We start from the raw sequence: 22,980 nt of genomic DNA on the forward strand, positions 1-22,980 counted from the left end.
CTACAGGCGGAGCGTACGGTCGTACATTCTCAGTGTGCACGACCGTACGCATCCGCATCGCACACGGTCCGAGAGCTCCGGGAAAAAATGCCCGCTAGATTGCTGGGCATATTGTTGACAATCTTGTAGCGTGCGTCACGCCTTGACCCCGAGGCATCGGCGGAGCACCTGGTGCTCGATGAGGGGAGACCCATGCAGCGGCTGACCGCTTCCCACGGACGTGACGCACTCGCCCACCCGACGAGCGTGCGGGCGGAACGCCCCGTGATCCGCACACGCCTCCTGAGAGGCGTGGCGCTCGCGGGTTCCCTCGTCCTCACGTCCGTCGTAGTACCGGCCACCGTCGCGGCGGCCGCCCCCGCGCAGAGCCGTGGCCCTGCCGCGGACCCCCAGGACGCGGCGCTCGCCTTCGACTCCTCCGGCTACACGACGATCACCGTCACCGTCGACGGCCGTCCCGTGACCGTGCGCTGGTACAAGGAGATCTGCTACGTCGCGAACCCGGTCGCCGCCGCGGCACAGCAGTCCGGTGGTCCCACCGGGGGCAGCACCACCATCACCGACACCGCCTGCGGCTACCAGAGCATGAACGTGTTCGTCCCCGAGAGCGCCTTCGGCGACCAGCGGGCGCCCATCTACTTCGCCGTGAACAACAGTGGCTGGATGGCCAGTTACCTACGGGCGAGCGTGACCGCCGGTTCCTCCTACGACAGTTCGACCAGCAACGTCGGCGCCGCCTTGAAGGCCGGATACGTCTTCGTCGACGTCGCCAACCGCAGCCGCGGACTGGTCGGCGCCGACGGCTCGTCCCCCGGCAAGGCCCCCGCGGCGGTGGTCGACGCCAAGGCCGCCGTGCGCTACCTGCGCCTCAACGACACCGCGATGCCCGGCAGCGCCGAACGGATCGTCGTCAACGGCACCAGCGGCGGCGGCGCGCTGGCGTCGATCCTGGGCGCCTCCGGCAACAGCGCCGAGTACGCCCCGTACCTCGCCGCGATCGGCGCCGCCGGCGTCGACGCCAAGGGGCGCAGCACCCTGCGCGACGACGTCTTCGCCGTCAACGCCTACTGCCCGATCACCGACCTCGGCAACGCCGACATCGCCTACGAGTGGCTCTACAACGCCCTCGGCACCCGCGACACCACCGGGCAGAACACCTCGCCCGAGGGGGCCGCGGAGATGGCGGCCCGGTTCGCGGCGTACGAGAAGAGCCTCAACCTGCGCAACCCCGACGGCTCCCGGCTCACCGCCGCGACCATGCTCGACGCCATCGAGGAGGAGGTCGTCCGCTCCGCGGAGACCTACCTGGAGGCGGACCCCGCCCACACGATCCCGCCGCTGGGCGGCACCTTCGAGATCACGTCGAGGGGCACCACCACGTCGTACGTCAACGACTGGATCGACGTCGACACCGCCACCCGCACGGTGCGCTCCGTCGACATGACGAAGTACCTCGCCTTCGTCGCCACCCAGGCCACACTGAAGACGACCCCGGCCTTCGACGCGGCGGGCGTCGACGGGAACACCACCAGCCGCACCGAGACCAACCTCTTCGGCCCGCCGACGCAGACGTACATGAACTACACCGAGTACGGCTGGAACCACAACGACGTCGCCGGCGACGGCAGCGGCCTCGACGACACCGGGCTGACCTGGAAGCAGTACACGAGCAGGAGGAGCACCACCGTCGACGACCAGGTCCACCTGATCAACCCCATGGACTTCATCGGCACCCGCGCCGACACCGCGCCGAACTGGTACGTCCGCCACGGCACCCGCGACCGGGACACCTCCTTCACGGTGTCGGTCAACCTCGACCGGGCGCTCGCCGCGGACCAGCAGGTCGAGGACCTCGACCACCGGCTCGCCTGGAACCAGCCGCACGCCGGCAACTTCGACGTGCCCGAAGCCATGGCCTGGATCGCCGAGGCCGTCCGCACGGCCGGCGACCCGCCGGCCGGCCGTCGTTCCCGGTAGCCGGGCCGGGGTGTCACGGGCGCGGGTGCGGCCGGCGCGCATCCCCGTGCCGGCCGAAGCCCCGCGTCGCGGCACCACGTGGGCGACCGCCCCCGTACCGAACGGCCGTACGCCGCGCCCACGGGGCAGACGCCACCGCCCGCACCGGAGTCGTGCCGTGCCGGTGAGGGCGCGGCGCGGGTCTCCCGCCGACGCGTTCCCGCGCGTACGGTGCCGTCCTCAACCCCGCAGGCACCAGTCGACGAACCGGGTGATGCTGGCGTCCACCCGGGCGTCCTCGTCGGCGACCGCGGCCGTGCAGAAGTAACGGACCTCCTGGAAGTCCAGCTCCATCGCCTGCACGAGGCTGCGCAGGCCGAGGCCGTCGCTGAGCCAGGCGCGGGCGCGGTCACTGTCGTCGAGGCTGTTGGGCACCAGGCCGTGCCCGGCGAGCAGGTCCGTCTTGCTGATGGCGACGGCCAGGCGCGAACGCTTCAGCGGCGCGTCCATCGCGGCCACCGCCTGCACCGACCGGCCGTAGACCTCCTCCGGATCGACCGTCGAGGCGAGGGTGCGGTCCAGCAGCGGACCCGGCGCGGGTTCGAGCGAGGTCCAGAAGGCCTTCACCGCCATGGGGTCGAGGACGAAGACGAAGGTGCGGGCGGCCCGGGCGTAGCGCAGCGCGTCCGTCTCGTCGCGGTCGACGAACCGCTCACCCGCCGTGTCGAAGAGGTGCACCAGCCGCTCGGTGCGGCCGGTGCCGAGGACGAAGGAGTGCGCCCGGGGCAGTTCCTTCTGGGTGGCGAGGGTGTGACCCCTCATCCGCAGTACCTCGCGCAGTACCTGGTACTTGGCGTCCGATTCGTCGTCGGCGAGGGTGAGGGCCGGGCCGCCGTCCGCCGCCGCGTTCTCCAGTGTCAGCAGCATCGCCGCCATCAGCTGGGTCTTGCCCGCGGCCCGTCCGCCGATCAGCGGAAGGACCACTTCGGGCATGTGTCCGGCGTCGGTGTTCATCGGCTTCCCGCAGTGCGGGTGCACGCAGTACGCCTGGAGCCGCTCGTCCCTGCTCATCAGCATCAGCAGGGTCGGCATGCGCTGCCCGCACTCGCAGCGGCGCCGGAAGACGCCGTAGGTGCCCGGCCGGATGTCCGCGTGCCGGCGCCGGCAGGTCGCGCGGGGGCAGTCGTAGGCCGGGTAGGGGACGCGTTCGAAGCAGTGCGGGCAGAGCATCCCGGTGCGCAGCCGCTTGGCCCACAGCACGATCCGGTCGACGGCCCTCAGGGTGCCGGCGACCAGTCGGGCCCCGCCCGTCAGCAGGACGAGGACGAGTCCGTGCAGCGCCAGCAGCGCGGCGAGCGGGGGCAGCGCCAGGACGGCGCCCAGGCACAGGCCCAGGTACAGCGTCAGCCCGTACGGCACCGTGACCGCCCGGTGCCGCGCCGGGGCGACGAACTGTCCCGAGGTCACGGCACGGAAGGAGTCACCGACGGTCCGCGCGTACGACCGCCGCTCCAGTGTGAGGAGTTGGCGCAGGTCGCGGAAGCCCGGTCCGAAGAAGTAGTTGCGGTACGCCTTCACGTCCTCGTCCTGCGGACGGTAGGGCGGCAGCGTCCGGAACTCGGGGGTGCGCCGGTACAGGACGCCGATCAGCAGCCGGACGTGGCCCCACAGGAGCTCCGCCGCCAGCGCGAGACCGCGCAGCAGCACGACGGCCGGGGCGACCGTCAGGTAGACGGAGAGCACGGCGAGGTAGAGCACGGGTACGAGGACCCAGACGATGATCTCGGCCACCGGACGTCACCGTCCCTTCTTCTCGTCCGGGGAGCCGTCCTTGCCAACGCGGCGGGGCAGCCGCATCTTCCGGACCAGCTTCCGCGTGCCGCTCAGGCGGGCCTCGGCGTACTCCCGGTAGAAGTCGGCGAGCCCCGGGTGGTGGGGGCGTACCGCGTCCTCCAGCCGTCTCAGGTCGTCGGTCCGCCAGTACTTGCCGGTGTGGTGGCGGATCTCGTGGACGAGTTCCCGCTGTGTCTGCGGAAGCCGTCCGGTGACCGTGGGCAGCGCGGTCACGGCGGCGACGTGGCCGAGCAGGACGTCGTCGATCCGCCCGGCGCCGGTCGCCGCCCGGTGCACGGCCACGAGGTACCGCTCGGCGAGCGAGTGGCTGAAGCCGGGGAGCTCGTCGCGGAGCCGGCCGACATCGGCGGGCAGGGCCAGCATGGCCGGCACCAGGCGGTACCGCCTCAGTGCCTGCGGTGCGGTCCACAGGGCGGTGCCCGGGACGTCGAACGCGAGGGCGAGTTCGGTGGCCTCGCGTTCCTCGCGCAGCGCCCGGTCCAGTTCGAGGACGGTCCGGACGCGTTCCTGCGCGGACGGCGGCAGCCAGGCGAAGCACCCGGGCGAGGAGAGCGTCTCGCACAGCCGCAGGCAGGCCGACAGGTCTGCCTCGTCGTCGATCCGCTGGTTGACCGCGCGGTCGAACCACTCGCCGACCGCCTCGTCCACGTGCCCCGCGCCGGACAGCCCCCGGGCGATCCGCAGTGCCTCCTGGTGGGTCCAGGTCCGTGAGGGGTGCCGCCACAGGCCTCGCAGCAGTTCGGCGTCGGGTGAGGTCCGGCCGCGGAGCTCCAGGATCGCGAACATGATCTCGACCGTGCGCGAGGGTTCCCGTTCGGCCCGTGCCCGCCAGTGGTGCTCCAGGAGCAGCGGGCGGTCGCGCAGGTCCCGTTCACCGAGCAGGTCGGCGGGGAACCGCGTGAAGAGCTGCTCCTGCCCGTCCCTCTCCTCCAGGGCCTCCTGTACCGCCTCCGCCAGGGCCTCCCGCATCCGCGGCACCCCCTCGACGAGGTCCACCACCTCTCGCCGCAGGCCGGGGCCCGGAGTGGCGGAACCGAGCAGGGCGCGGGCCAGGGCGAGCGTCTCGCGTTCGACGAGGTCCGGTGCCGGCGTGAGGCGGGCGCCGTGCGCCCAGAGCAGCAGCCGCACCCGCTGCCGGGCCGTGGTGGCCTCCGTCCGCAGCAGCCGTTCCCACAGGACGGTGGCCCGTTCGCGCTCCGCCGGGTCGGTGAGCGGCACGGGTGCGGTGGCGTCCTCGGCACCGGTCATGTGGGCCCGCATCCGGGACTCGTGCAGTTTGCCCTCGATCTCCCGGTGCGCGGCCGGGTCGCCGCCCGCCTTCGCGGCGGCGCTGAGCACCGCCAACTGCCCCTCGTCCAGGTCCCGGTACTCGCGGTGCAGGCCGGCGGCGACGGCGGCCCGTCGCGCCCCCAGGTGGTCGGCGTCGGCCAGCCAGCCGATCACCGCGCGCACGTCGGCGCCGGTGAGGGCGATGCCGCCCGAGGCCGCCGCGGCGGCGACGGGGGCGTACCAGTCGTCCGGTGTCTCCTCCCGGCCGTGGACGTAGTCCGCCGTCCAGGACCAGACGGGCCGGACGGAGCCGACGCCGATCCGGGTGAGCAGCGGCACCAGGCGGGGGACGGCGACCTCGGGGAAACGGCCCCGGGAGAAGTCGAAGACGGTGTAGGCGGCCTCGTCGTCCGTGCCGAAGTCGAGCGGTGCCTCGGGCACCGTGCCGATCAGGTGCAGCCTGCTGCGGGCGGGCCGGAAGACGTAGGTGGCGAAGGAGAGGCGGCGGGCCAGCGGGGGCGGCAGCAGGTAGGAGACGGCGGCGAACCAGTGCGCGATCCGGCCGGTCGACTCGTCGACGACCACCACCGAGCCGTGCTCGGTGAGGGCGGCGAACACGGCGGCCAGCAGCTCCGGCAGCCGCGCCGCGTGCGGGTGGGAGCGGAGGAAGTCGCGTACCGCCCCGGGGCCGAGCGGGCCGCGCGGGGGCGTCGCCGCGAGCACCGGGATCTCGGTGTGCGGGGACGTGGCGCGGGTCCACACCGGCGAGTCCCACAGCTCGATCCCGAGCATCCCGCCGCCGGCCGCCGGGAAGTCCTCGCTGTGCAGGGCGTGGGCGAAGTAGTTGCCGAAGCGGCGGGCGGAGTCCCGGCCCACGTACCGCACGCACAGCACGGTGGCGGCCCGGCCCCGGGGGTCGTGGGGCCGGTAGCAGAGGTTGACCGGGCAGCGCTCGAGCAGTTCCGGGGTGTCCGACTCCACCATGGAGCGCGGCGGTTCGTATCCCGCGAGGGCCTCCACGGCGTGCCGGGTCTCGGCGCTGACGCCCGCGCTGACGGCGTTGAACTGGAACCCGGAGAAACCGCTGAGCCCGTGCTCGCAGGAGGTGTAGTACAGCTGCTGGAAGCGCGCCGCCGGGCCGGCCGGCCGCGGGGGCGCGGCCTCGCCGGTCATCCGCGTCCCGCCTTCGGCACCGAACCGAACTCGGAGAGCAGCCACAGCAACGGGTCGGCCACCCGGTAGGGCTGGATGCCGGTGGGGGCGACCCGGGCGTCGGGGGTGGGGTTGCGGCCGAGGGCGGAGACGCCGAAGTACCGGTAGCGCGTGTAGTGGTTCTCCAGGAGCTGGTCGATCTGGACGCCGTCCCAGTCCTTGAGGAGCCTGCGCACCTCCTCGTGGACGCTGAGGCTGTCGCCCACGTCGAAGCGGGCGCTGGGCGGTGCGTGGTCGCGCAGCGGGCTGCCGGCGTCCAGCAGGTGCCAGAAGGCGTCCATCTTCGAGAAGACCACCGCGATCGGCGTGTCGATCTTCTGCGCGGGCCGGCCGCCGCGGGGTGCGAGCAGCAGGCCGGTGACGCGGGACAGGAGGTCCATGGGCGCGTCGAGGCCCTCGGTGCCGGGCATCGGCGTGCCCGGCAGGGCGCTGTCGCGGGCGTCGCGCATCTGCAGCGGGTCCAGCAGCAGGACGATGCCGTCGGCGCCGGTGAGGTAACGGGTGTTGAGTTCCACGCTCTCCCGGGAGTTGAAGTCCTCGCCCGCGGTGTCGAAGAACGACAGGACGGTGTGCTGCGGGCGTTCGCCGAGGAGGGTGCGCCGGTGCAGGCTGAAGCGGAAGACCAGCGGGTCCACCCGGTTGAGGTTGGTGGACGCGGTCTGGGTGCCGGGGAACATCTGGTTGTCGCGGTAGAGGCGGTCCTCGTAGTCGGCGCTGTAGCGGCGCATCGTCGCGTCGTCCAGGCCCATCAGAGCCGCCCCGAACGCCTCGCCGACCCTGTGCTTCATCTCGTGCAGCAGCACCGTCATGTAGACGGTCTTGCCGGACGCCTTCGCACCGACCATGGCGATCAGACGGCTGTCCACCCTGCCGAACTGGACGGGCAGTTCCGAGTGGCACACCGGGCAGATCCGGTAGGTGCTCTCGCCGTCGCACCCCGGGCACACGGCCGTCGGTCTGCGGCCGTCCGCGGCGAAGACCGGGCCGAGGTCGTGGCTGGGGCGCGGGCCCCTGCGCTCGTCCAGCACCTCGTCGCGCACGCGCCGGCACTGTTTGCCGGTCCGGCTGAGGCGGCAGTTGCAGCGGAAGCGGATCTCGCGCGGGGCGAAGTTCTCGTAGCAGTACGGGCAGGTGAGTCGTCTGGCCATCAGGTCACTCGCAGTCTGTGCAGCGCCGTCGGGCGGATCTCGACGGCGGCGTCGGTGGCGGCGTTGCCGTCCGCGGGGAAGCAGACCAGCCAGGAGGGGCCCCGGGTGGCGGGCAGGGGGAACTCCACGGTCAGCGGGGTGCCGGCGGGCAGTCGCTGCGCGGGCACCTCGTGCAGCACGGTGCCCTCGGCGGTGCTGGTGGGGCGGAACCGGCCGAGGCTGTGGACGATGCGCAGGGCGGGCAGGTCGCAGCCGGTCACGGAGGTGAAGGCGACCGACGCGACCCGGCCCTTGAGGCGCCGGCGCACGCTCGGCTCGTACTCCACCACGGGCGCCTGAGCGGGCACGAGCAGCGACGAGGCGCCCTCGCAGTCCGCGCCGGAGTCCGCGACCAGGGCCTCGACGGTGAGGGTGACCGCGTCCCGGCCGACGGCCAGTTCGAGGCCGCCGTCGTGTTCGTAGACCCGGCGCCGGCAGATCATGTCGCCGTCCCTCGGTACGCCGTCCGGTCCGGCGGTGCCTCCCTCGCGGCGCCAGCGGACGCGGGCGCTGAGGGCGCCGTCGGGCCAGGCCCACAGGACGAGGAGGTGGTCGCCGCGGCGCAGGGCCTGGAGCCGGCCGACCGGGAGCGCGAGGTGGGCCCGCGGGTCCGCGGGCGGACCGGCGGGCGGACCGGCGGGGCTTGGGGCGGGGGGATCGACGGGGTGGGAGGCGTACGGGTCCGGCCGCGGCTCCTGGGCGGCGGCGCGAGGCCGGGCCGGCCCGGCGGGTCCGGGGGCGGCCGGGGACGGCTGTGAGTCCTCCGGCGCGGGGCGGGGGCCGGGGACGGTGGAGGGCGTGGAGGGTGCGGGCGGAGGACCGGTGTCCGGAGCCGGCGGGCGCGGGTGACCGGGGCGCGGGGGACGTCCGTCCTCGGCTGTCCTCGGGGGTGTGGCGGGGACCTGGCGCGTACCGGCCGGGGCGGGCGGCGGGGCGTCCCGGCGCGCTTCCGGTTCGGGGTCCTCGGGCAGCGGCTGCCACGGGCGGGGGTCCGGGTCCGGTACGGGGTCCGGTACGGGAGCGGGGGCGGTGAGGGCGTCCGGCAGCAGGTACCGGTCGTCCGTCCGGGCCGGGCCGGCGGCGGGGCCGGTGACGATGCGCAGGACACCGAAGTCGCGCAGCTCCAGCAGCCCTCGTACGACGGCGAGTTCGGGCAGGTGGCAGCGGACCGTGAGGCCCTGGGCGGCCGGCAGCTCCTCGATCTCGGCCCGCCGGCCGGGCATCGCGCACAGGCCGCCGGCCAGCAGGACGGTGTCCACCGCGGGTTCCGCCGTGGACAGTTCCCCGGCCACGGCGGCGAGGGCCCGCTCCCTCAGTGGCGTCACGGCCCGCTCGAAGTCGGCACGGTCCAGGTCCAGTCGGTGCCGGCCACCCGTCCCGTCCGCCACGGTCCCGGTGACGCGGTCCGAACCGCCCGGCGCGTGCCGCAGGAGCTCCGCCGCCCGGCGCGGGTCCACCCCGTCCGGCAGCCGGCCGGCGAGGAGAGCGGCGAGTGCCGCGTCCCAGTCGTCACCGCCGAGCGGGTGGCTGCGGGTCCGCACGACGCGCACCGTGAGGTCGGGCGTGATGGCCAGGACGGTCAGGTCGAGCGTCGTCGCCCCCTGGTCGCAGACCAGCACCGTACGGTCCACGCCCTCGGAGACCGCGCCGTAGTGCAGCGCCACGGCCACCGGGTCCGGGACCACGCGGGCGACGTCCAGCCCGGCGCTCTCGGCCGCGCGCCGCAGTTCGTCCTCCCGCCCGCCGGACGCGGGTATGCCGAGGACCGCCTGCCGGTCCGGTTCCGCCGCGGCGGCGGCCGTGCCGCTCGGGGCGGGCCCGAACAGCAGGGGCAGCGCGCGCTGTGGGTCGCGGACGCCGTCCACGCCGTCGAGTTCGGTCGCGTCCACGGCCGGGCCGCCGTCGGGGCCGATCCGTCCGACGCGTCCGAAACGGTGCCCGAGGTCGATGCCGATCATGCTCCCCCGTCTCCTTCCCGCACGGCCGGCGCGGTCCCGTCGGCCGTGACGCACACCGTGCCGTCGGCCGCGACGCCCACCCGGATCCGGGTGCCCGGGGCCGGCCGGTGCTCCAGCAGGTGGCGCACGACGGCCGCGCGCACCTGTTCGAGTTCGTTGCGGATCTGCCGTCCGCCGTACGCCTGGTGCTCGGGGTCCGCCATCCGCTCGGTGATCCACGGGTGCAGGGTCCCCGTGTCGTGGACCAGCTCGACCCGGTGCCGTTCGCGCACCGACTCGCCGAGCTGTCCCAGCAGCCGGTCGGCGATCCGGACGGTGTGCTCGCGGCGCAGCATGTCGAAGACGACCACGCCGGGCTTGAGCCGTCCGTAGATCTCCGGCCTGCCGATCTGCCGGAACTTCTCCTCCACCGCTCTGGTGAAGTGCGCCCGCAGCGCGGCGTAGGGGAGTTCGCCGTCGCGCTCGCTCAGCAGGTCCCGCACGGCGTCGGCGCCCGTGTTGGAGGTGAAGATGATCAGGCACTGGGAGAAGTACGCGGTCTGGCCGCGTCCGTCGGTGAGCCGGCCGTCCTCCAGGATCTGCAGGAACTTGTCCAGCACCTTGGGGTGCGCCTTCTCGATCTCGTCGAAGAGCAGCACGCTGAACGGCCGTTCCTGCACCCTGCGGGTCAGCTCGCCGCCCTGTTCGTAGCCGATGTAGCCCGGTGGCGCGCCCGCGAGGCGCTCGGCGGCGTGCTCCTGCTGGTACTCGCTCATGTCGAACCGGGCGTAGGCGCTCTGGTCACCGAACATCAGCTCGGCGACGGATTTGGCGAGTTCGGTCTTGCCGACGCCGGTGGGACCCACGAAGAAGAACGCGCCCCGGGGGCGGGCGGTCCCCGAGGTGCCGAAGTCGACGCCGACGAAGGCGGACTGGAGGGCCGACGCGACGGCGTCCACCGCCGTGGACTGGCCGACCACCCGGGTCCCGAGCACCGCGGCGGCACCGGCCACGGTCTCCCGGTCGAGCTGGGTCCAGGGATCGACGCTCACGTTGAGCCGGTGCTGCTCCAGCAGCTTGTCCGGCTTGCCCAGGGGCACTCTGCGCAGCCACGAGGTCCGGGCGAGGGCCTCGATGTCCCAGCCCGCCATGCCGTCGGTGGCGCCGACCAGTGCCTCGAGGTCGGCGCGCGAGGCGTCCTGAGCGCCGTTGAAGTGCCGTCGCAGCCAGGTCAGCCAGAGGCGTCGCTCGCTGGGGTCGGGCGGGCCGATGTGCAGGGTCGCGATCCGCGGGTCCTCCAGGTGGAACCAGCCGGGCAGCCGTCCGACGTCGCCCACCGCGCACAGGACGGCGTTGCGGGCGTGCGGGGCGGGTCCGGTGGCGGAGCGCGGGGACACCGCGTCCGTCATCGCGGCGCGCAACCGCAGATAGCCCAGGTGCGAATCGGGCTGGCCGGGCGGGAGGTGGTGGTCGACGTCCTCGAAGACGAAGGCCGTGGCCGTGTCGGGCGAGGCGACGAGGCGGTGCACGGTGGCGACGACGTCGTCGAAGGTACGGGGCCGGCCCGGCGTCCGCGGGGTCAGCAGGCGGTCCCGGCCGCGCTGCCGTTCGTCACCGCGCCGGGAGCTCGCGGTGCGGGACGTGCCGTCGCCCGCCGCGTCCGCCGTGCCGCGTCCCTCCCAGGGCCGGGCCGCCGTTCCGTCGGCCGGCGGGCGGACGGGACCGTCCACGGGCGATCGGCCCGAGCCGTCCGCCCCGCCGCCGCGTGCGCCGGGGTCCGCGGCGCCGGGCACACCGCCCGGTGCGCCGCCGTGTTCGGTGTCGCGGGGTGCCCGGCCCGTGCCGGGCGTGCCGTCGGGTCTCCCGGACGGTGCGGGGCCGCCGCCGGTCCCGCGGGTCCCGTCGGCCGGGAGGCCGGCGGTGAGGCGGTCGAAGCGATCGGCGTGGCCGGGCAGCGGGAAGGTGAGCCCGGCGACCGGGTCCCACCAGCCGACCACCTCCGCGCCGCGTGTCTCCAGCATCCCGGCGACCACCTGCCGGAAGGAGGCGGGCCGGTCCTCGAACCACCAGCGGTCCCTGATCTGCCCGTTCAGGATCACCTGGCGCCCGCGCCGCAGCTCCCACCCGAGGGAGACGGCCCACAGCGGCATCATGCCGTCCGCGGCGGCCGGCTCGCCGTCCCGGGCGGTGCCGCCCGGGTGGTCAGGACGCGCGGCCGGCCGGGCACCCGTGCCGCCGGCGCCGTTCGCCCGCTTCCCCCAGTCGACCGTGCTCACCGCGTCCACCGCCACTCCTCCGCGCCCGGCAGCCGTCCGGCCTGCCGCGAGGGCGGCTTGCCCTGCCAGGTGAGCTCGCCGGGAACGAAGCCGTCCTGCTCGCCGACCATCTCGTGCACCCGCTCCAGGAGGTCCTCCGTGCGGTCGCAGACCGCGCCCTCGGGCGCCGGCTCCAGGGTCACGTCGGGCTCACCGTCCACGTGGTAGACGAGTACGGGTGTGCCGCCGGTGTCCGTGGCGATCGTCGTCTCGTAGCTCGCTCCACTGGGCCGCTCGAAGCGCAGGACCAGGCGCTCGCCCTGGTCCTCGCCGCCGAGGAAGGCGAACCCCTCGCCGAGCATGGCGTCCTGCAGTGCCTGCCCCAGGTCCATCCGGCGGGTGTGGGCCAGTTGCAGTTCGTCCAGGCGGGCCTCCGCCTCGGGGAGCAGTTCCTCCAGGGCCGCGACCGCCGTGAGGGCCTCGTCCGCCGCGCCCGCCTCGAGGTGCGCGGCGGCGGCGCGCAGGGCCTCCTCGATCCGCCCGGCGAGTCCGGTGTCGGCGAGCTCGCGGGCCTCGTCCGCCGCGTCCCGTGCGGACCGGTGCACGACGTCGAGCCGGTCCGCCGCCTCGCCGAGCACCGCCGTCCGGCGTTCGTGTTCCGCCTCCAGGCGTTCGCGTTCCGCCTCCTCGGCCGCTTCCTCGGCCGCCGCCCGTGCCGCGGCGTGCTCCTCGGCCCGCCGCCGTTCCTCCCGCGCCTCCCGGTCGCGGCGCAGCTCGTCCTCGACGCGTTGCGCGACGGTCGCGGCGTGCCGGGTCAGCGCGTGCTCCACCGTGCCGAGCAGTGCCTCGAAGCGGGTCCGGCCGTCCGGGCCGGCCGTGGCGCGCAGCCGGTCGAGCAGTTCCGCGCAGTACCGCCGGCCCTCCGGGTCGTGCTCCGCCGCGTCCGGTCCCGTCTCCGCGAGCCGCCGCTCGAAGCCGGCCAGGACGGCGCCGGGGTCGGTGTCCCGCTCCCGGCCGTCCCCTCGCCGGCTCAGCAGGACGACGCGCCCGCGCAGTTCCTCGATCGGCCCGTCGAGCCGGTCCGTGGTGCCGATCCTGCTCCGCAGGTCCAGCAACCACTGTTCCAGCTCTCGCAGTTCGCCGGTGAGCGTGCCGTCGTCGGACGCCCGGACACGGCCGAGCAGGTCGCGCACCTCGTCGAGGCGGCGCGCGTCGGCGCCGGCCTGCTCCCGGCCCAGCCGGGTGGCGTGGGCCTGCTGTTCGGCGGCGCGCCGGGCCGCGAGCTCGTTCTTCCTGCGCTCGGCCGCGGCCCTGGCCCGTTCCCGGCGCGCGGCCGCCTCCCGGGCGCGCTTCGCGGCGAGTTCGGCACGTTCCCTGGCGCGCTGCTCCTCCCGCCTGCGGCGTGCCGCCTGCTGTTCGCGACGCCGCCGCTCCTCACGCTGCCGGTAGGCGGGGGCGACCGTGACGGTGCTGTACTTCGGTGATCCGCTCATGCTTCCCTCCGTGCCCGGGTGTGCAGCACGAAGCCCCGCGCCGCGAGTTGTTCCTCGAAGCCCTCCCGGAACCCGGGGGTCGGCGGCACCCCGGCCCAGGAGAGCGATCCGTCGGCCTCCAGCGAGAGCTCGACACCCGCACTGGTGTCGGGCTCGGCCGCCAGGTGCGCGTAGCGGCCGGTGAGGGCGACGATGCGCTGGTTGGCCGAGCCGCGCCAGCGCAGACTGCCGTGGCGCGCGGCCACGTAGGGTCCGTCGACGAGGAGGTCGAGGCGCCGCAGCAGGGCGCGCCGGTCCGGGCCGCCCGCGCGCAGCGCCTCGTACCGGAATCCCGAGTACGCCATCGCGCTGAGGTCCGGCCTGCGCGCGCGTGCGGCGTCGAGCAGCGCCGCCAGGCCCGCCGCCTGGCTGAAGGGTTCACCGCCGGAGAGGGTGACGCCCTCCACGTCGGGCAGTCCGCAGAGCCAGTCGGCGAGTTCGTCCACGGTGTGGGCGGTGCCTCCCTCGAAGGGCAGTGTCTCCGCCGCCACGCAGCCGCGGCAGCGCAGCGGGCAGCCCTGGACCCAGAGCACGGCACGGGTCCCCGGGCCGAGGACGGTGCAGTGGTCGAGCCTGCGGGCCACGGAGAGCCGCGGCACCCCGGTCGTTCCCGTCGCCCCGGTCACGGTCGTTCCCCTCACCTCGGTCATGCGGTGTTCTCCTCCGTGGTCTTCGCCGCCTCCGTCCCGCCGGCCCGGTCGGCCAGGTCGCACCAGGGGCACCAGGGCCGCTCCACCGTGTGCACGTGCAGGGCGTTCGCCCCGCAGGTCCGCAGCCGTCCCGGGGCCGACTCGGCGGCCAGTGCCCCGGCCCAGACCGCCGCCGTGGGCCGGGTCCCGCCGAAGGCGGCGCGCAGGAGGTCCGTGAGCCGGCGGGGCAGCAGGTCGAGGGGCGGCACGGAACGGGGCAGCAGCACCGACGTACGGTCGAGGAGGCGGCACCGGCCGTGCAGGACGTTGTCGTCGTAGGAGAGGTAGTCGCTCCCGTCCGCGGGGTGTCCGGCGAAGGGGTGGAGGCCGCCCATCAGCAACTGGTGGACGAGGACGGCGAGCACGAAGTCGTCGGAGGTCCGGTCCGGCGGGGTGCCGGCGGGCGCGCCGATCCGTTCGGGGGCCGTGTAGCCGGTGGTGCCCATCCGCCCCGGGAACAGCTCGCCGCCGTCCGTGAACTGCCAGGAGTCCACGTCCGCCATGCCGACCTCGCCCCGGTCGTCCACCCAGAGGTTGTCGGGCTTGAGGTCGCCCACCACATAGCCCTCGGCGTGCAGGTCCGCGAGGAGGCGGGCGAGCGAGCGGGCGGCGGCCAGCGCGGTCGCCCAGGTCGCCCGGGGCAGCGGGGCGCGGCGGGCGGCCGGGGTGAGCAGGTGCGCGAACGGCCGGTGGGCGTGGCGCATGTCGGTCATCACGTAGCCGTCGATCCCGTCGGCGTCCGGGCCCGCGGTCCGTACCCCCACCATCGGCCAGGCGACCCGCACCGTCGTCGCGGGGAGCAGCCGCACCGTGCGCGGCTCGCGGCGCTGCCGGACCAGCCGGGCTATGCGCCGGCGGTAGGCGGCGGGGTCGGGCGGGTCGGGGACGAGCTTGGCCACCAGCGGGCGCGCGTCGTCGACGCCGTACACGACGCCTTCCGAGCCGCTGCCGATCCGCTCGGTCAGGCGCCACTCGCGTCCGTTGCGGGACACCACCGTGAGGGCCATGGTCATCCCCCGTCGACCAGGGCGCACAGCACGGTCAGGTCGTCGCCGGTGCGGGCCGCCTCCGGTCCGGAGAGCAGGGCGCGCAGGGGCTCGGCGTCACCGCCGTTGGCGCGGAGGGTGGCGGCGAGCCCGCAGAAGAACCGCTCGGACGGCAACGGGCCTGCTTCCGGGGGAAGTTCACGCACCGAGGGGTGGTCGAGGGTCAGCGCGGCACAGCCGTCCGTGGCCAGGACGACTCCGCTGAGTTCCGGTTCCCACACCACGAACGACCGCGTGCGCAGCGCGGCTCCGGGCGAGGAGAGGAAGACGGGTCCCGGCCCCCCGGGCTCGGGCGGCGGCAGGACGAGATGGCACCGCTCGGCCCCGGTCCCGGTCCCGGGGCCGGCATCGGCGGTCCCGCGGGTGAGTACCGTGCCGAAGCAGTCGCCGACCGAGACGAACGCCGCCCACGGGGGCCGGACGACCGCCGCGGCCAGGGTGGCGGCGAGGGCACCGGCGTCGACGGGCCGCGTGTCCGGCAGTACGGCCGTCACCGCCCGCAGGTACTCCGCGACCACCCGGGCGCCGGCCGCGGCGGCCCACCGTGTCCACGTCTCCGGTGCGTCCTCCGTGTCCGGCGCGTCCTCGGTCAGCACCCGGCAGGCCGTGTCGACGGCGATGTGCGCGCCGAGCGCGCTGCGCTCCCGGCCACCGGCACCGTCCGCGACGGCGAGCACCGCCGCGGCGCCCAGGTCGACCGCCTTGAAGGCGTCCTGGCATCCCTGCCCCGCCGCCAGGTGCCCGGTGCCCTGTACGGCGGCCCCCGCCACGATCACTGGTACTTCTCGTCGAGCAGTTGCAGGCGCCGCTGCCGTTCCGCCAGGGCGGCGACCTGTCCGTGGATCTCGTCGGCGGCCTGGCCCTCGCCGATCCGGTCCGAGCTCCAGAACAGCAGATCGAGGATCCGCTCGAAGTCCAGGCCCTCCAGCATCAGCGCCGCCTTGGGCGCGAGGACGCGGAGCAGCTCCAGGTCGGCACCGCGCACCCCGATGGCCTGGAACACGCATTCGCCCCGTTCCTCGCCGAGGCGCACCTTCTCGGCCGTGCCGGCCAGGGCGGCGGGGTCCATCGGCCGTCCGTCCGCGTGGCTCGGCGCGCCGTCCGTCAGCACCCACAGGAAAGGCCTCCGCACCTGGACGCGCCGCGCCTGCAGCGTCCGGTAGCGCTCCCGGGCGAGAGCGAGCGCGGTCTCGACCGCCTCCGTCATGCGGGTGAGCCCGGCCGCCTCCAGCCGGGGCGGGCGCATCCGGTCCACCGGTACGAAGAGCCGGTCCGCCGTGGTCTCCCCGGCCGGCACCAGCAGTTCCCGGACGGGGTCGAAGACCCGCACCTGCGAATCGAAGCCGATCAGACAGACCTCCACCCGCGCGCGCAGCCTCGGCTCCGCCCTGACCCCGTCGAACCAGCGGTCCAACGCGTCGTTGAGCTCGTCGATGCGGGGGCTGTGGGCGGGACGCCCCATGGAGGCGGAGGTGTCGAGGAGCAGGACGACGGGCTGCCGTTCGTCGTAGCCCTCCGCGAACCCCATGCCGTACTCACTCATTCCCGGTCCGTCCGTCCTCGTTCCCCGGTGGGGTCCTGTGCGCGACGAGGGTCCGCCGCTCCGTGTCGCAGCCCACGACGACCTCCGTTCCCGGTGCCGTCCCCGGGGTGTCCGGGCGCATGCGCAGCAGCACTCCCTCGACCAGTACGTACGCGTCGGGTGCCGGCCAGGTGACGATCCGGCCCGGCGCCCCGAGAGCCCACTCCCGTATCCCGCCGCTCATGCGCCCACGTTAGGTGACGGAGAGTCAACTGTCCCTGACTCGGCGGGAATCAACCGCCCACGCATCGTCCGGCACCTCCTTGTGACATCCTTGCGCCCCCTCGCACTCCCTCGCGCCCCCTCGCACCTCCCCGCGTGGACCGGAGCGCTCTTCCATTCCACCGGGTCGCCCGGTCGGCCGCTGGTCACGGGCCGGTCGGATCCTGGGCCGGACGCGTTCCGCCGCGGCCGCCGCCCCGGGGCCACGCGCCACGCAGCGGACGCCCCGGCGCGCCCCGCGCGCCGGGGCACGCCGGGGCACGCCGCGCCGTCCCGTTCGTCACGGGCGCGTCGGCCGGGAGATCTCCGAGCGGAGCGGTTCGAGGAGTTCGTTCGCCCGCTCGATCCCGGCGTCGGAGCCGAGGTCCGCGATCCCGCCGTCCGGCAGCACCTCCAGCGGTTTGCCGTCACAGCCGTCGCAGCCGTCGACCCGGTCGTGGAAGAGCACCAGGGCGTGCTCGGGCCGGTTGCGCCGGGACTGCCAGACCAGGCCCACGATGTCGGGCGTCCGCGTGCGGATCTCGCTCGCCCAGCGCCTGGCCTGCGGGTAGTTGCGTTCGTCCTCCAGGAGCGTGGAGTCCTGGCAGACGGCGGCCAGGTCCCGCTCCCCGAGCAGTGAGACGAGGCTCAGGTCGCACCTGGTCCGCAGGGCGCTCAACGACCGTCCCCGCACCGTGATCCAGGGGATGTACCGCATGCTGGACCGCCGGTCGAAGGGCCGTGAGCGCAGCACGCTCTCGGCGAGGGCCGTGGTCGGGTCGGCCGCCACGTACAGGGAGTGGTACGGGTCCAGCGCCGTGCCGTCGAAGCGGCCGCCCTCGCGGTGGTCGTGGACGTCCGCGAGGACCGGGTTGAACTGGTCCGGCGCGTACTTGGACTTGTGCACCCGCCACAGTTCCGTGCCCGCCGGGACCACCTGCCGGTTGGGGCGCAGCTCCAGCGGTGTCGTGGGGAAGAAGCCGTTCATCAGTCCCCCTCCGCCAGTGCCGTGGCCGCGCCGACCAGCTCCCGGTCGGGCAGCCGGCCGAGGAGCGACGCGGGCGTTCCGCCCAGCCAGGTGTTCCCGCTGAGCCACCAGGCGGCGGCGCCCCAGGGGTCGATGTCGGCGAGGAGCACGCGGTTGACCTCCAGGACCACCTCGTAGGGGCTGCCGTCGCCCGTGCCGAACTGGAACTCCGGGTAGCGGTCGCCGCCTCGGGCGTCCGTCAGTCTGATCAGTTCGGGAGGCGGTGCCGTGCCGCCGCACCGGGCGCGCGCCTCGTCGGCGGAGAGGGCCGGGGCGCTCAGGAGCTGGTCCTGAGCGGCGTCACCGGTGCCGTCGGTGACGCCGGTGTCACCGGTGACGTCGGTGCCGGAGGTCGGCTCCGGGAGCACCAGGCGGGCCATCAGCTCCCGCGCCCCGGCCACGGTGGACGGCCCGGGCGGCGCCGCGACCAGCCGTACGGAGTCCAGCGCGAGGCGCACCGGATGGTCCAGCGGCAGCGGCAGCAGCGCGAGGCGTACGCCCTGCAGCGCCCTGCGGACCGCCCTCGTGTCGTCGGGCGCCGCGTCGCCGAGAGCGGCCAGCCGGGTGAGCAGCAGCGCGTACTGCTCGTCGTCGAGCGCGTCCCGGACGGTGTCCCGGTGCTCACCGATCAGGGCGAGCAGCCGTTCCGTTCCGTCGCGGCCGCCACCCGTGCCGTCGTGGTTCACGCGTTCCCCCCCTCTGCCGTGCCGTGCGTCGTACCGTCCGTCATGGTCCGTGTCCTCACTTCCTTACTTCCTTCCGGCCCGGATGTCCCTGGTGGACGAAGGCGGCCCACAGCGGGATGCGGTCGAGTCCGGAGCGTTCCGTCTCCCTCAGCAGTTCGCCGTCGAGCGAACCGGGGTTCTCCCGGTGCGGGTCGAGCATCCACAGTTGCGCCGCCCTGAGCGCGTCGGCGGGGGCGAGCCCGTCGACGGTCAGGTGGTGGTGGAAGACCGCCATCATCAGCGCCGACGCGCTGTCCGCCGTCCGCCACCGCGATCCGACGGCGTCCCGTGCCCCGCGGGAGACGAAGGCCGTGGTGAGGGTCAGCGCCTCGTCGTGGTCGCGGTTGCTCAGGTCGGTCTCGCAGGCACTCAGCACGACCAGCGGGCCGTCCGGGGCGCCGTCCGCCGTGCCGCGTCGCGGATCGGTGCGGTCGAGCAGCCGGGTCACCGTCAGCTGGTCGGCGTCCGGCGCGGCCCCGGGGACGGGGTCACCCGCGGGGTCCTCCGGGGCGGCGAGGTACAGGGCCGAGACCGTGGGGCGCGTGCCCGCCGATCCGTGCGCGGCCACGTGGAGCAGCGAGGCCCCGTCGGCGAGCAGCGCGAGGATCTCGTCGGGTGTCGCGGCGCCCAGTCCCCCGACGGGCTCGTCGGAGACCTCCCCGCACAGCCGCGCTCGCGGGTAGAAGGCGTCCCGCAGGGCCCTGACCTCGACATCGGCGTGGACCAGGTCCATGGTCGGGTCGGCCACCAGGACGGGGGCGGCCGCCGGGTCGCGCGGTGCGCGCCCGACCGTGCGCAGGAACTGACCGCCGGACGCGGCGTAGCTGACGACCGCCGTCTCGCACAGGTGGCGGTAGGGAGCGTCGCCCGGGAAACGTGCGGCGTGCCAGGGGACGATGCCGAGACGTCCGCAGGGCACCAGGACGGTCCGCAGCGGCCGGCCGTCGAGCCGTCCGGCGTCCGTGAGCCGTTTCTCGATGCCGGCGAGGACCGGGCCGAGCACCTGGAACGCCCAGTCGCACAGCTCCCCGAGGGCGTCCTCCCAGGCCCGCTCGGCGGACGGGTCCTCCTCCCGGCCGTCGCCGCGCGCGTCCGCCGCGTCGATGTAGCGCTCCAGCGGACCGCTCCCGGCGTCGGACAGCAGGGGCAGCGCGCCCGTTCCGGCCCCGAGGTCCGGCCCCACCGCGATCACCATCCCGGGGATCTCGTCCTCACCGGGGACCAGGTAGAGGAGTACGTCCGCGCCGGCCTCGGCGACGCCGTCCGCGAGCTCGGCGAGCGTGGGCGTGGCGAGCGGGCCGCCGTCCTCCTGCCGGTAGCCGAGGGCTTCGAGGGCCCGGCGGCGCAGCGTACTGGGCAGTTCGCCGGGGACGCCTGGTTCCCCGGCCGCCCCGGTGCCACGGGAGGGGTCGGCCGTCCGCCAGGCCTCGGCGAGGTCGTGGTGTCCGGCCGCGTCGAGCAGTTCGGGCACGGCCGACGAGGTGGCGGCCGCCTGCAGCACCAGGGCCCGGCCCAGTTCCAGGACGGCCACGGCCTCGTGCACCCTCCCGCACGTGAGCGCCCAGCGGGCGGCCCGCAGTCCACGGCTCGCCCCGGAGCGTGCCGCCAGCAGTCCGTGCTCCGCCCCGGTCTGCAGGAGGACGTCGGCGGCCAGCGCGGTCAGCGCCTCCTTGGCGGCGTCCACGCAGGCGGTGTCCTTCGGGTCCCGCCTCAGCACCATGCGCAGGTGGTACGCCTCGGCCAGCCGCCACAGCGCGTCGGCGGCGATCCGCGGCCCCCGTCCCTGCCGGACCTCGTCGCGGATCCGCTCCAGCGCCCGGACCAGGGCGTCGAGGTCGGCCGGATCGTGGGTGTGGGAGAAGCGCAGTCCCAGGGAGGCCGCGTAGACGTCGGCCTCCTCCGCCGAGGCGCCCTCAGGAGGCTCGGGCGGGAGGTCCTCGGGCACCGCCACCCGCTCGCCGGTGAGGCCCGCGCGGAGCAGGGCCAGGTCCGGCATCGGGACGTCCGGTACGGGCGGCCCGCCGGTGAACGGCAGTCCGCTCCCCTTGGCGCCGGTGATGCCCTGTTCGGTGTAGGGCAGAGCCCGCAGCAGCATCTCCTTGTCCTGGGTGACGGCGCCGAGCCGGCCGTAGGCCGCGCCGAGGCAGGAGAGCACCGCGAAACGGCACGGATGGTCCTCGGGCACCTCCTTCTCCAGCGCCTCGGCCTCCTCGACCAGCTCACGGAGCCGTTCGACGTCCTCCGTCTCGCCCGCTTCGAGAATCCGGGTGAAGGTCGCGAACACACGGCCCAGGACAGAGGGGTCGCCCACTCCCGGTATCGACGACCCGGCGATCCCCCGCATGTGGGCCAGGACCGTGTCGATGTGGGCCCGGCCCGCCGACCGGTCCTGGAAGGTGCCGCCGACGACGGGGCTGACGGCGAGCAGCAGCGCCCTCAGGCTCTCCAGCGCGGGCGTCGCGTCCAGCCCGGGCGGCGGAGTGTCCTGGACGGAACGCAGCCGGGCGAGCAGCCGGTTGAGCGCCTCGGGATCGCCTCGCCTCAGCACGTCGTCGAGCCCGGCCGTGGTCTCGCCCACGGCGTCCAGCGCGGCGGTGAGCCGGCGTACGTCGTCGAGGGTGAGTGGAGGCCGCGGGGGCGGGGGTGAGGACGGAGGCGGGGGTGAGGTGGGCCCGGCGTTCCGGCGGGATCCGGACGCCTCGTCCGCCCCGGGCTCCGGCGCGGGCCGTGGCCCCGGGTCGTCCGCGTGCCGGTCCCCGGGACCGACCGGGTGACCGGGATCGGGAACCGGGTGCCCCGGCCCCGCATCCACACGACCGGACTCGGAAGCCGGACGGCCCGGCCCGGAACCCGCACGACCGGACTCCGAATCCACGCGACCGGACTCCGAAGCAGGACCCCCCGGCCCGGAAGCCGGCCCACCGGAACCAGGAGCCGGACGCCCCGGTCCGAAATCCGCACGACCGGACTCCGGATCCACGCGACCGGACTCGGAAACCGGGCGGTCGGGGCCCGGTCCGGTGGCCGTCACCGTCTCGTGCGTCCCGGAACGCCCAGGCGCGGAAACCGGGCCGGAGGTGCCGGAGGTGCCGGAGGTGCCGGAGGTGCCGGAGGTACCAGCGGTGCCGGCACGCCCCGTCGTGGGGGCGTCGTCCATGCCGAACAGTCGCTCCGTCATCCGGCGCAGCTGGTCGGACGCCGGTGTCCCGGCGGGTATCATGCCCGTCAGCAGGTCGGTGAGCCCGGCCCCGGCGGGCATCGCGAGCACGCCCCGCATCCGGCGCAGCTCGTCCAGGAACGGTGACGGCAGCGGCAGTTCCATCACTTCCGCCGTCAGCGTCTCGACCTCCGCCGCCATGGCCATCATCCCGGCGGGGCCCACCCGTATGACCCGTTCCAGGAGGGCGGAGAGGTCGGGCGCCGCCCCGGTCGCACCCGGCCCCGGCCGCAACGGCACCACGTGCGACAGCAGGAACAGCGCCGCCCACCGCCTGTCCTCGTCGCTCACCGCCGCGCCCAGCGGCGTCCGCCGGTCCCGCACCTCCCGCAGCAGCCGCTCCGCGCGCTCCCGGTCCGCAGGCGCGCCGCCCCCGGCGGCGTGCCGCAGGGTCAGCGCACCCGCCAGCCATACGCTCACCGCACCGCGCAGACCCGCGTCGTGGTCCAGGAGGCGGACCAGGAAGTCGAGTTCGGCGACCGTCGCGTCGTGGTCCGGCGGCGGTGTGCCCGCCCCCGCGCCGGGCAGCGACCGTCTCGCCCGCTCCATCGCGTCCGCCGCCCAGACACGCAGGCCCAGAACACCGCCGGTCTCCTCGTCACCCACCGGCACCCGCCTCCATCCACGCCTTGCCGACAAAAGGGGTTCGGCCCCCGTTCCGACCCGTACTATGCCGATCCGCCGGGCCCTCGGTGGCCGTTCCACCCGTTTTCCACGTTCAACACCCGGAATCCGCCCGGGACACGCCCAGATCGGCGCGCATCTCGCGCCGCATCCCCCGCAGTCGCTCCCACAGCGCGTCGATGCCCTCCTGCACGGCGGCGGGCGAGTCCCCGCGCCGGGGGACGCCGTCGTCCAGCCGCCGCACCATGCCGTACACCGCGCCGAGGCCGTGGCTGACGCCACCCGCGTGCTCGAGCACGCGCTGCGGCAGCCGCATCTGGGCCTCCGCGTACACGTCCCGGTACCGGTCGCGCGCCTCGGTCAGCCGCTGCCGTACGGAATCCGCTTCCCCGGGACGGTCCAGCGCGTGCACCTGATCGGTGAGCGCGGCCAGGTACTGCCGGCCCGCGGTGTTCAGCGCCACGTAGCACGACCGCAGTTCCTGGATCTCGCTGCGCCGTTCCCACAACTCCTCGGTGCGCTCCTGCTCGCGCTGCCGGCTGCGGTCCGCCGCGCGCTGGGTGAGCAGCGCGGACAGCAGCGTTCCGACGACTCCGACGACCGTGGTCACCGGAACGGTCGCACCACCGAGGTCCACGGGACCTCCCTCCCTCGCGCTCGCTCCACG

General features: G+C 74.8%; 16 protein-coding genes. 1 reads left to right on the top strand and 15 read right to left on the bottom strand.

Going from position 1 to position 22,980, the window contains the following annotated elements; genetic code table 11:
- The first annotated feature begins 264 nt into the window (after positions 1-264).
- Positions 265-1,977, top strand: coding sequence for a subtype B tannase (locus ACH5AO_RS10520; RefSeq protein WP_398923851.1), 1,713 nt, complete (start codon positions 265-267; stop codon positions 1,975-1,977).
- Between the two features lie 219 nt (positions 1,978-2,196).
- Here the strand turns inward: ACH5AO_RS10520 and ACH5AO_RS10525 are convergent, their stop codons facing one another.
- From ACH5AO_RS10525 to ACH5AO_RS10595, 15 genes are all read right to left on the bottom strand, one after another.
- Positions 2,197-3,747, bottom strand: coding sequence for a hypothetical protein (locus tag ACH5AO_RS10525; protein ID WP_398923852.1), 1,551 nt, complete (start codon positions 3,745-3,747; stop codon positions 2,197-2,199).
- A 6-nt stretch (positions 3,748-3,753) separates the two neighbouring features.
- Positions 3,754-6,252: a GTPase-associated protein 1-related protein gene (locus ACH5AO_RS10530; RefSeq protein ID WP_398923853.1), complete on the bottom strand. Its 2,499-nt coding sequence runs from the start codon at positions 6,250-6,252 to the stop codon at positions 3,754-3,756.
- Positions 6,249-7,439: a hypothetical protein gene (locus tag ACH5AO_RS10535; RefSeq protein ID WP_398923854.1), complete on the bottom strand. Its 1,191-nt coding sequence runs from the start codon at positions 7,437-7,439 to the stop codon at positions 6,249-6,251. The genes ACH5AO_RS10530 and ACH5AO_RS10535 overlap by 4 nt, the downstream gene beginning before the upstream one ends.
- Positions 7,439-9,436 (bottom strand): Hsp70 family protein, encoded by a 1,998-nt coding sequence (locus ACH5AO_RS10540; RefSeq protein WP_398923855.1) that lies wholly within the window; start codon positions 9,434-9,436, stop codon positions 7,439-7,441. Before ACH5AO_RS10540 ends, ACH5AO_RS10535 begins: the two co-directional genes overlap by 1 nt.
- Positions 9,433-11,700 (bottom strand): AAA family ATPase, encoded by a 2,268-nt coding sequence (locus ACH5AO_RS10545; RefSeq protein ID WP_398923856.1) that lies wholly within the window; start codon positions 11,698-11,700, stop codon positions 9,433-9,435. The genes ACH5AO_RS10540 and ACH5AO_RS10545 overlap by 4 nt, the downstream gene beginning before the upstream one ends.
- Positions 11,688-13,163 carry a hypothetical protein gene (locus ACH5AO_RS10550; RefSeq protein WP_398923857.1) on the bottom strand — a complete coding sequence of 492 codons (1,476 nt, stop codon included), beginning with the start codon at positions 13,161-13,163 and terminating at the stop codon, positions 11,688-11,690. The genes ACH5AO_RS10545 and ACH5AO_RS10550 overlap by 13 nt, the downstream gene beginning before the upstream one ends.
- A complete protein-coding gene (locus ACH5AO_RS10555) occupies positions 13,160-13,852 on the bottom strand; it encodes a 4Fe-4S single cluster domain-containing protein (protein WP_398923858.1) in 693 nt (230 codons plus the stop codon). The genes ACH5AO_RS10550 and ACH5AO_RS10555 overlap by 4 nt, the downstream gene beginning before the upstream one ends.
- Positions 13,849-14,904, bottom strand: a complete 1,056-nt coding sequence (locus ACH5AO_RS10560) for a hypothetical protein (protein WP_398923859.1) — start codon at positions 14,902-14,904, stop codon at positions 13,849-13,851. Before ACH5AO_RS10560 ends, ACH5AO_RS10555 begins: the two co-directional genes overlap by 4 nt.
- On the bottom strand, positions 14,901-15,713 hold the full coding sequence (locus tag ACH5AO_RS10565) for a protein phosphatase 2C domain-containing protein (protein ID WP_398923860.1): 813 nt from the start codon (positions 15,711-15,713) through the stop codon (positions 14,901-14,903). The genes ACH5AO_RS10560 and ACH5AO_RS10565 overlap by 4 nt, the downstream gene beginning before the upstream one ends.
- On the bottom strand, positions 15,710-16,480 hold the full coding sequence (locus ACH5AO_RS10570) for a hypothetical protein (protein ID WP_398923861.1): 771 nt from the start codon (positions 16,478-16,480) through the stop codon (positions 15,710-15,712). Before ACH5AO_RS10570 ends, ACH5AO_RS10565 begins: the two co-directional genes overlap by 4 nt.
- Entirely contained in the window at positions 16,473-16,703 is a 231-nt protein-coding gene (locus ACH5AO_RS10575) for a hypothetical protein (protein WP_398923862.1), read from the bottom strand. The genes ACH5AO_RS10570 and ACH5AO_RS10575 overlap by 8 nt, the downstream gene beginning before the upstream one ends.
- A 318-nt stretch (positions 16,704-17,021) precedes the next feature.
- Positions 17,022-17,708 (bottom strand): RES family NAD+ phosphorylase, encoded by a 687-nt coding sequence (locus ACH5AO_RS10580; protein ID WP_398923863.1) that lies wholly within the window; start codon positions 17,706-17,708, stop codon positions 17,022-17,024.
- The gene (locus tag ACH5AO_RS10585; protein WP_398923864.1) at positions 17,708-18,433 is read right to left on the bottom strand and encodes a hypothetical protein; all 726 of its coding nucleotides are present in this window, start codon (positions 18,431-18,433) and stop codon (positions 17,708-17,710) included. The genes ACH5AO_RS10580 and ACH5AO_RS10585 overlap by 1 nt, the downstream gene beginning before the upstream one ends.
- A gap of 55 nt (positions 18,434-18,488) precedes the next feature.
- Complete coding sequence (locus ACH5AO_RS10590; RefSeq protein WP_398923865.1) at positions 18,489-22,295, bottom strand: CHAT domain-containing protein; 3,807 nt, start codon at positions 22,293-22,295, stop codon at positions 18,489-18,491.
- Positions 22,296-22,407: 112 nt separating this feature from the next.
- Complete coding sequence (locus ACH5AO_RS10595; RefSeq protein WP_398923866.1) at positions 22,408-22,950, bottom strand: hypothetical protein; 543 nt, start codon at positions 22,948-22,950, stop codon at positions 22,408-22,410.
- Between the last annotated feature and the right edge of the window lie 30 nt (positions 22,951-22,980).

Origin of the sequence: Streptomyces sp. NPDC018964, from assembly GCF_044390325.1 — a bacterium.
Classification (GTDB): Bacteria; Actinomycetota; Actinomycetes; order Streptomycetales; family Streptomycetaceae; genus Streptomyces.

What these genes read in the sequence shown, in the direction of transcription:
- ACH5AO_RS10530 (WP_398923853.1), bottom strand. Translation starts at nt 6,252, where the DNA reads ATGACCGGCGAGGCCGCGCCCCCGCGGCCGGCCGGCCCGGCGGCGCGC.
- ACH5AO_RS10535 (WP_398923854.1), bottom strand. Translation starts at nt 7,439, where the DNA reads ATGGCCAGACGACTCACCTGCCCGTACTGCTACGAGAACTTCGCCCCG.
- ACH5AO_RS10575 (WP_398923862.1), bottom strand. Translation starts at nt 16,703, where the DNA reads ATGAGCGGCGGGATACGGGAGTGGGCTCTCGGGGCGCCGGGCCGGATC.
- ACH5AO_RS10550 (WP_398923857.1), bottom strand. Translation starts at nt 13,163, where the DNA reads ATGAGCGGATCACCGAAGTACAGCACCGTCACGGTCGCCCCCGCCTAC.
- ACH5AO_RS10555 (WP_398923858.1), bottom strand. Translation starts at nt 13,852, where the DNA reads ATGACCGAGGTGAGGGGAACGACCGTGACCGGGGCGACGGGAACGACC.
- ACH5AO_RS10580 (WP_398923863.1), bottom strand. Translation starts at nt 17,708, where the DNA reads ATGAACGGCTTCTTCCCCACGACACCGCTGGAGCTGCGCCCCAACCGG.
- ACH5AO_RS10570 (WP_398923861.1), bottom strand. Translation starts at nt 16,480, where the DNA reads ATGAGTGAGTACGGCATGGGGTTCGCGGAGGGCTACGACGAACGGCAG.
- ACH5AO_RS10540 (WP_398923855.1), bottom strand. Translation starts at nt 9,436, where the DNA reads ATGATCGGCATCGACCTCGGGCACCGTTTCGGACGCGTCGGACGGATC.
- ACH5AO_RS10560 (WP_398923859.1), bottom strand. Translation starts at nt 14,904, where the DNA reads ATGACCATGGCCCTCACGGTGGTGTCCCGCAACGGACGCGAGTGGCGC.